Origin of the sequence: Leptospira ainlahdjerensis, assembly GCF_016919175.1 — a bacterium.
GTDB classification, from domain to species: Bacteria; Spirochaetota; Leptospiria; order Leptospirales; family Leptospiraceae; genus Leptospira; species Leptospira ainlahdjerensis.
Genome location: NZ_JAFFPU010000006.1, coordinates 121,743 through 127,817, shown reverse-complemented (window position 1 = coordinate 127,817; position 6,075 = coordinate 121,743). Strand labels below are relative to the sequence as shown.

Annotated in this window: 3 protein-coding genes; all 3 read right to left on the bottom strand. The window is 38.7% G+C overall.

The genetic code is table 11. The annotated features are described in order from the left end of the window. Positions 1-586: 586 nt before the first annotated feature. The 3 genes from JWG45_RS01905 to JWG45_RS01895 are packed head-to-tail and all read right to left on the bottom strand — an operon-like array spanning position 587 to position 6,075. A complete protein-coding gene (locus tag JWG45_RS01905; RefSeq protein WP_205278093.1) occupies positions 587-1,378 on the bottom strand; it encodes a DUF5131 family protein in 792 nt (263 codons plus the stop codon). A gap of 56 nt (positions 1,379-1,434) precedes the next feature. Beyond that, positions 1,435-2,538, bottom strand: coding sequence for a three-Cys-motif partner protein TcmP (tcmP, locus tag JWG45_RS01900; protein ID WP_205278092.1), 1,104 nt, complete (start codon positions 2,536-2,538; stop codon positions 1,435-1,437). 3 nt (positions 2,539-2,541) lie between these two features. After that, positions 2,542-6,075, bottom strand: a complete 3,534-nt coding sequence (locus JWG45_RS01895; protein ID WP_205278091.1) for an Eco57I restriction-modification methylase domain-containing protein — start codon at positions 6,073-6,075, stop codon at positions 2,542-2,544.

The window sequence follows — 6,075 nt, the reverse complement described above, 5'->3', positions numbered from 1 at the left end:
AGCTACACAGAGCTTGGCTTTTTTCATTTCAAGCCTGAACTGAAATTAAAATGATTTTATAGATATGAAAACAAAGTAGAGGCGAACTAAGTATATCTTTGTCGTACAGGACTCACGAAGGCCAGGACATTGAAGTCTGGATTTTTTATGCCAGGTGGATCGAGTTAGACGTATTTGAAGTGTTGAGAAGCGAATCGGTTACATAGCTTTCTTTTATTCTAGTTTGATAGAATTAAAAAATTTGGCATAATGAATCTTTAATATGAGGTGTATGAGATGCATTGCAGACATCGTTTATCGCGTTGGGCTTTCTGTTTGAAAGACTAATGTTATGTATTATAAGAAAAGGCTGGTGCATTGGCGTAACTGTTCGGTCAGCTCAAAATAAGGTATGAAATTCAAGGCCGGGTTAAAAAAAGATTCTAAGATTAGGGTTTGTGCGGAATACGAAGTAAAGAACCACCGGGATAAATTGCCTTAAAAAATTGATATTGCATGAATCGGTTTTACTAAAAGATCGTTGTGATCTAGTTATTTTAAATAGAAAAACTGGCAAAAGTATTCGATTATTTAAAAATAAAATAAGTTAAGCGATTTGTTTTGCTATACGAAGTTTATCAAGTATTTTGGAACGAATAGGGGCATCTTTTTTTTGTATCTTTGGAAATTCATCGAATGTTTTTCCAAGAAGAGTTCTTCCGGTAGTATTTTTCCTGACCCCGCCCCATTGTTTAAAAAAGAAGGGAACTTGTTTTTTTTTACATTGGTCTTTAATGGAAATTACCCAGCTTTCTTCAATTGGTCTACTTCGCGGACCACTTTCTCCGCCAACAATTACCCAATCAATATTATTCAGGTCGAATATACCTAAGTCTTCAAGTAATGGTTCGATAGATAAAAAGCGAGTTGAAATATTCGTTTTCTGTAAGATTTCAATTCTAGGGAGACCATATTTTCGATCTTCAACGCTTACTCCGCACCAAATATGTTTGAATTTCGAAAACTCCCTTAAAACCGAATCGAAAAGTTCTTTCATCCGCTCCGGTCTTTTTGTAAGGATTTGGTAAATATGCCAATCCGCATGTTTCATAACGGAAAATACTTTATATATATACGAATCCGGAATATCTTTATGAAAAAGATCGCTCATAGAGTTAACGAAGATTTTTTTTGGAGTTTGCCATTTTATAGGTTCATAAAGCTTTTCTGGAACCATCCGTAGGTCGAATCCAAATTCAAATGGATGTCCGGAAACTCCTCGAAATCTTTCTGCTAAAGTTTCCGCGTAGCAGTTTTTACAGCCAGGGCTAATTTTAGAACACCCTCGGGTCGGGTTCCAGGTTGCATCTGTCCATTCTATATTAGTGTGACTGCTCATAAATCCTCTCTTCTAAATTATTTATCGGAGGGATATGGCAAGATCAGTAATTGAATTCAGATGAGTTCCCAGGTTTTTCGCTCCTTTCGTTTATATGCGTCGTAGCTAATGGGCATGTTTCCGGAAAATCGAATCGTTCCATCTGCCTTCAAAGAATTGATAACATCTCTCGCATGATTCGGTAAATGTCCTGAATAGATCGTAAATTCGAAGAGTTCAAGACTGTTGTTAATTGAACCACTTTTGATTTTGTTTACCAGTTGATCTTTGAATAACTCGATTTTAGTTTTCAATTTTAATTCTTGGAAAAGTTCGTTCGATGCCTGTTTCTCGAAATCAGAATCTATGTCAAAATTTGCATCTCCATTGATCGGATTTACTTTCCAAGCTATCTCGAGAAATTTACAAAACGCGGCTATGTGCGAAGCACCGAATATTAGGCCGTGAATATTCGGACCTTTTTTAAGTGAAAATGGAAATATTTTAAACTTGGAATTTGCTGGTATCAATTTTCTAAAATGATCAACTACAGTTCTATGAAAGGTTCTGTAAGGAGAATTTTCTAAATCTTCCTGAGATATATTCAAATGTTTGAGAAATGAATCATGCTCGCTGAAGCGATATAAATGCGCTGAAGAAATAAAGAAAAGAAAATCAGTCCTTTCAAAGCGAATGATTTCCTGAAATCGAGACTCAGAAACGAATTTAATACCATTTTGATCTAGGAAAAGCAGAGAGGGAAAGCCATTCTCAAACTGATCGCGAACTTTTATATAAGAATTTTCAAAATCCTCGCTAGAAAATTTCACGGTCAGATACGGATCCAATTCTTTATGATTTTTTAAAAATTCGGATACATTCTTTTTTAAAGAATCGAATTTTGAATTCTTGTATTCATTTAAATAGAGAATGGTATGAGTTGGTTTTTGATCCAACTCGTTTTTAAATCGTAGAATCGTTTCTAAGGTTAGAATAGGACTTCCGGGTCGCTGTGAAGTATCGAAGCCCGGACCCGCAAAAAAATCGAAGATTTGAATGGTTCGAAATTGATCCTGCATGATGAATGTAGGTAACCATACTTCTAAATAATTTCGATATAGAATTAACTTTGTGAGTGTGGAATCTCCAAAAGGATTCTTGTGTAAATCCTTAATCGTCATCTCCTATCCCAACTTTCTCCATTCCTCTAAAACGCCTTCCTTGATTTCTTCCTCCACCAGCGGAAACGTAGAAAGGATATGTTTCAACTCCGCTTCTTCCAAATCGTAAATTTTCGCGACCATCGCATCGATTTGGTTTTTGAGAATTTGTCTTTGCACCGGATCCGTGACACCGTGAGTTTTGTAGTTCGCTTGAGGTCCGAAAACTTCTTGGAGGAGTTCGTCGAAAGCAGGAGTAGTACAGATAAGCTGGGCAGTAGATTGGATTAATTTATTTTGGAATGCTAAGTAATGTTGTGAGGCTTGTATGCGATTTCCTTTGCGAATTATTGAGTCTTCAATTAGAAATCGCGGAGTGGGAAGATCAAAAATAACTGCTTGGTTATAATGATTACCTGGAATTCGCAATCTCACATAAAAATCCAGAGAAAAACTATTAATAAACGCAGTTAGCAACAAGTTAATTTGCGGGTGATCACAATCGATAATTGAAAGTGAATTTCCAGAAGACTGGTTTCTTTTTACAATTGTAGCTAATCCGGTTCTTTTATTGGAAGAGGCCGTGACATCGCATATGTAAATCTTATATCCGATTTTACCCTTTTCCTGCGGAACAATCCAATAATGTGGATTTATTATATCCAATTTAGGGTAATCGCAATAATTCCAAACTGCGGATCGTTGCGATCCACTTACATAACTTGCGGCTCGATGGTCATACTGAGTCACCATGCGCCCTTCATACAAAGGCCACCATTCTTCCTTTCCCTTTTTCCAGATCATCGTTTCCGGATCGTATTGGGCACCTTGCTTTTTCAAATCCTCTTGTGTAAAAAAGAGATGAGAGTCATTTGTCATATCAAACTCTCTGGATAATTTCACATTCCAGGTTCCTTCCAATTCTTCTGCGAGACGCGGATACCTCGCCATTTTTTCTACGATGCCGATATCCGTATCCGATTTGAATTCCATTAGACTCCAGGAATCCGGACTCAAGCGGGTGATCAATTCGATCGGAAGATTTAAAAAGCGCTGGTCCAAAGACGGATCGGAAGCGAGTCCATTCGAAAGGTTCTGTTGCCTTTTCTGGTTGGTCTCGTGAACCGATAAAAGGTCCGATTCCGTATGGAGCATAAACGTCGCCGGCACAAACAGCCCGGGAGAATCGGTCTGTTTGTTCGCCGAAAGAAGGAGAAATTTAAAACTTCGATGAACGTTGTCGAATAACGCTTTTGAATTCTCAAACCCATAGAGGAATTGAATTTTCCCTTCCTGGAAGAGCATCTTTCGTAAGTCCTTGGAACCCAGATCAGAATACAATCCCGCTGGGATTACAATTCCCAAAGAGCCTCCTTCTTTGAGAAGATTCCAACCACGCTCCAAAAAGAGCTTGTAGAGGTTGACATCTCCGCTTCCGCGATGGGGAAAAAATTCGGAGTTGCGAAAAAATTCCGCTGTGGAAGTCAATTGAGCGCAGTAGCGGAGCCATTCTTCTTTGATCTTAGGTTTTTGTTGAAACAGACTGGAGACGGCTTTACGCGCCTCGTTTTTATCCAATGCACGAAATTGCGGGATCAATTCTTCGAAGAATTCCTGTGAATTCGGTTTCCAAACCTCCCAAGGGGGGTTCATCAATACGATATCAAATCCGGGCAGGTTCGGTTTGGATGGATGGAGAATGGTCGAGAATTCCATGCCGTAGTGAAATGGTTTTGTATCCTCGGATTTCAGAACAAATCGATTGAGAATTTCCTTTGCTTTGAGATCTTTTTTTTCATCGATAAAATCGATTTTCTTTTTCGGTCGAACCTTCCATTCCGACATCTTTTGTTCCAGTCGTTGATTGAGTATATTCTGTAATTCTAAATCGATTTCTCGGATTTCTTTTCGGAGTTGCAGTGCTTTTTCCGGATTCGGTTCGTTCGTATAACGGCTGACGAGTTTATCTTTTTTGAGCATCTTGCTCTCCGCGTCTCCGAAATCCAAAATTCCTTCAAAAGCGGAATCTTTTTTTCGTTTGGCGCCGGATTGGGTCTCGGAAAGCGCCTTGAAAAAATCTTCCGGTAAAAAAAGAAAACCGGTGAGGGAGTTTCCACTCCGAATGTGAAAGTCGATATTGGGGAGTGGTTCCAGGGAATCCGAACTGTTCCCGATTCCTTCCACCATTGCCAAGAAGAGTCGCAGCTTTGTGATTTCCGCGGCTTCGGGTAGAATGTCCACGCCGTATAAATTTTTTGCCGCGATATGACGACGGATTCCATAGATCGGATTCTTTTCGAGGGAATAATCTCTTTGTATAAATTCTTTGAGTTCTTCCCAATCCTCCTTCCGAATCCTCTCTGCCAATTGGGAGTGATAAGATGAGAGAGAATGTAAGGCTTGTACTAAAAATTGCCCCGATCCGCAGGCTGGGTCGCAGACTGTAATCGTACTTAAGGCTTGATAAAAGAATAATAATTCCTTCTCGGTTGCCTTTTCGATAAATTCTTTTGTGTTTTTATAAGGTCCCGAAGTGGATTTTCGATTTATCTCCTGGAACAAATGACCTTCGATTGTTTCGTCGGATAGAAATTGCGAGAGGGAGGCTGGAGTATAATAGACCCCGCCTGATTTGTTGTCGACTAACGTATTTTCGAAAATATAACCGAGGATATAAGGATCGATGGAATCTTCATCCGTTTCCGATCTTTCATTTACGTTCCAATTCCAGGATTCAAAGAATTGAAAGATTTCGGCAAAGGATTCGTTCGCGACTTGAATCTTAGGATATCGTTCCTCCAACTCATGTTTAAGAAACAAACCTCCATTCAGATAAGGGATCGTTTGTCCGACAACCTCCAGCGTTGAGTGATCTCGTTCTTTTCGACAGAGGGCATTGAAGAATAATTCCTTTAGGAATGTTTCGTAAAATGCGTTTTTCTTTTTCGAATATTCGCGATATTTTTCCGCAAAGTATCTCGGATTTTCGTTTAGAAGATTTTTAGATTGTAGAAAGAACAAAAAGATCAATCGATCTAAAAGTATTTGTGCATAGAGTTTTTTGTCTTCCGGGTTCGTAATTCCGTGAATCGAATTACCCAAAGCGATTTTCTGACGGTTGAACTCTTGGTAGAATTTTTTGGAAATATCCTTTCTATCGAACAAGTCCTCGAATTTGGACGGATCCCCAAAAGTAAGTTTCGAAATTCTTTGTAAAGCGACCGGATTCGAAGTTTCTAGGATGGATGAGCGTTTGACCTTATAACGTTGGATTCGGATCTTATCTTCCATTCCTTTTCTTAAGAAGATCCATTCCTCAAAGTCAGATGAAATCGCTAATATTCCGATTCTCTGATATATATGTTGCGCGGTTAGTTTTTCAATTTCGGTCCGATTCGAAAAAATACAGACTTCGAGAAAGCCGTTCTCGTCCATTTCTACAATGAGAGAATTTTCTTCTTTTTGAACTGGAAATTTGAGCTCTTGAAAAAGAGTAAGTACGCTATCTAATGAATTCGCCTTTTGAAAGATTTCTTTCAGCCTATCTATTTTACTCAT